General features: G+C 67.2%; 4 pseudogenes. All 4 read right to left on the bottom strand.

The features are described 5' to 3' along the window. Positions 1 to 170 precede the first annotated feature (170 nt). Positions 171 to 1,566: pseudogene (locus BQ8008_RS00080) on the bottom strand (ISL3 family transposase). A 63-nt stretch (positions 1,567 to 1,629) separates the two neighbouring features. Beyond that, positions 1,630 to 1,989, bottom strand: a pseudogene (locus BQ8008_RS14030) (transposase). A 70-nt stretch (positions 1,990 to 2,059) separates the two neighbouring features. Continuing rightward, a pseudogene (locus BQ8008_RS14025) lies at positions 2,060 to 2,149 on the bottom strand (hypothetical protein); the annotation flags it as partial. Positions 2,150 to 2,349: 200 nt separating this feature from the next. Continuing rightward, positions 2,350 to 2,729 (bottom strand): annotated as a pseudogene (locus BQ8008_RS14020) (hypothetical protein); the annotation flags it as partial.

Below are 2,729 nucleotides of genomic sequence, written 5' to 3'. Positions count from 1 at the left end.
ATCGGCATGCGCACCCCCGCCGAGCACGAAGCCGCCGGGGCCCCCGACACCCACCGCCAGGAACAACCACAACCAGCCACCACCACAACCAGATAAACCAGCCTCCACAAAACCCGGGGCTTGACACTCTTCGTGTTTGGGGGTGTGGTAGGTGGGGCTTATCGTCTGGTTTAGGTGGTTTCTGTCAGGTGGTCTTTGAGGCGTCCGGCGTGGATGAGGCTGCGGATGGTGTAGTGCGTGAGGTTGCGCAAGTCCCAGGGCGATGCCGCGTAGGTGCTCGAGGCGCCCGTTGATGGCTTGGCGTGGGGCCGTTGGAGGTACGGGGGTGGTCGAGGTAGGCCAGGACGTCCTGACTGCGGCTGATCAGGGTCCTGGCCAGTGTCTGGGTCTCATCGAGCCCGTCGGGGACGGCCTGCCTCAAGGATCTGATGAGCTGTTGCATCAGGAACCGTCCCAGGCCCGCCTCCTCGGCTCGGTAAGCCTGGATGAGGTGCTGGTAGACGCACCAGGCGGCCTGGACCGGAGCGTGGCGCTGGTTGGCGAACAGGGCCTCGAGGTGCTCGGCCTGGGTGTCGGTGAGCAGGCTGGCCCCGGTGCGTAGGGTGCGTCTGGCCTGGTAGAGCGGGTCTCCCGCCCGGCCCCGACGCCCGGTGGTCTCGTATACTGGATGCGGCGGCACTCATCGAGCTTGGCTCCTGCCAGGGATACGACGCGCGTAGGGGTCCATGACCGCCCGAGCCTTGGGGACCTCCTCACCGGCGGCGTTCTTGAACCCAGTGAAACCGCTCCGTCGCCACCACCTCAACCCGCTCACGCCAGGCCTGGTCGCGCTGGGCGAGCCAGGTCTTGAACGCCTTCTTGGACCGGCCCGTGACCACGTCCAGCAGACGAGCCGGCCCCGCCTCGTGACGTGCGGGGGTCAGGTCAATGATCACGGCGGGCGTACTTGTCGCCCCTCCTGGTGTGGCGCCACACAGAGGGGGCACCTCCCGCACAGGAGCGAAGCGCGCGGGGGAATCATCAACCCCGAGCACCTCCACCCCCTCGAAGCGGTGAGGGTCGCTGGTGATGGCCTGCTCGGCTCGGGTCAGGATCGCGGTGTTGGCGGTGTGTCAGGAGATCCCCAGAGCCGCCGCTACCCGGGAGACCGACATGGACTCAAGACCCAAGGCCCGCAGCCCCCACTCGACGGCCGCGTGGGTCAGCCGCGCCCGCGGCTGGGCCAGGGCCGAGGTGTTCTGCCACGTGCACTCGGTGGCAGTGCGTGCAGGCGAAGCGCCGCACGCGTACCACCAGCTGCGTGGGCCGCCACCCCGTCGGTAGGTGGGCCAGCCGCCTGGCCACCAGCCCACGAGCGACGCCTTGGGCGCCGCAGGACCGGCAGAACGGGTCCTCGAAGCCTATGGGCATGCGGCACTCGATCGCCGCGCGCTCCGCCGTGAGGTGCTGTCCCACCGCGGTCAGTCCCAGGGCGTCCAGGCCCAGGAAGGTCGTCAGGTCAGGGCCGGTGAAGGTAGTCTCAGGCGCGTCGAGGTCTCTCGTGACGGGGTGTGTAGCAGCTCCCATCATCGGGGGACCTCGACCCCTACCCACCGCAACGACGCACCCACCACCCCCACCCCAAACACATCAATAGGCCCCACCTACCACACCCTCAAACACGAAGAGCCGGATCAGGTGGACCATGCAGGTCTGGACCGTCGCCTGGGGCCAGGTCGCCTCGATCGCCTCAGGCAGGCCCGTCAACCCGTCGCATTCCCCCGCGCGCTTCGCTCCCGTGCGGGAGGTGCCCCCTCTACGATCAGACACGCCTCGACGCTGCGGTTGTGCCAGCTCGGCGCACACGAGCCGCCCTTCAAGGAGGCTCCCTCCTCGGGCCCGGGGCCCAGATACTTAAGCCACGCGCTTGATACCGTCCATGTCGACCCCGACCGCGATATGGGCCGAGCGGGAGGCGACCCGGTGATTGACGCGGACCTTGACCCGGATCGCGCCTGTGGTAGATCACCGGGTAGAACTCGTCCAACGGACGGCGCTGCCACTCCAGGACAGCGTCAGCGACCGCGTCGGTGATCTTCGAAATGGTCCCCGCGGACAGCTCCACGCCGAGTGCGGAGGCCAGGTGGTGCTGGATATCCCTTACCGTCATTCCTCCGGCGCATCAGGCCTGGTGATTCACTCGCATCCAGCCCGTCCAGACGACGCTGGCCCTTACGCACCAGGCGCGGCGTGAAGGTCCCGACCCGGTCCCGAGGCACCACAGGTCTCGAAGGGCCCCACCTCGGAGTCCACCGTCTTGGGCGTGGTCCCGTTCCTGGCGTTACCGCGCGCCTGGGCTGTCGGCTCGCCCTATTCATAGCCCAGGTGCTCGGTCAGCTCAGCGCTAAGACCCCGCTCCAGGGCCTCCTTGACCAGGGCCGGCAGCAGACCATCAGCCCCGGTCATCTTCACCTGGCCGGCATCAATCTGCTCAAACAAGCCGTCCAAAGACCCCGCCGAACGCAGCCGGTCAACCGCATCACGCCCAGTAGGAACCTTCTGTGTGTCGTCATCAGTGTCAGTCCTTCCAACGGAGGGGCTTACACAAACTATTGAACACGCTCCGGTGGTGGTCTGCCAGCCGATGATCCGCCGCGAGAACACGTCAGTCACGAAAGCCACATAGACCCACCCCGAGAAGGTACGCACATAGGAGGTGGCACCTCCCGCTTGCGGGGGAATGTCGGCGA

Source organism: Actinomyces sp. Marseille-P3109 (assembly GCF_900323545.1).
Classification (GTDB): Bacteria; Actinomycetota; Actinomycetes; order Actinomycetales; family Actinomycetaceae; genus Actinomyces.
Note: the sequence above shows the minus strand (reverse complement) of the source record. Positions and strands in the feature narration are given on the sequence as shown.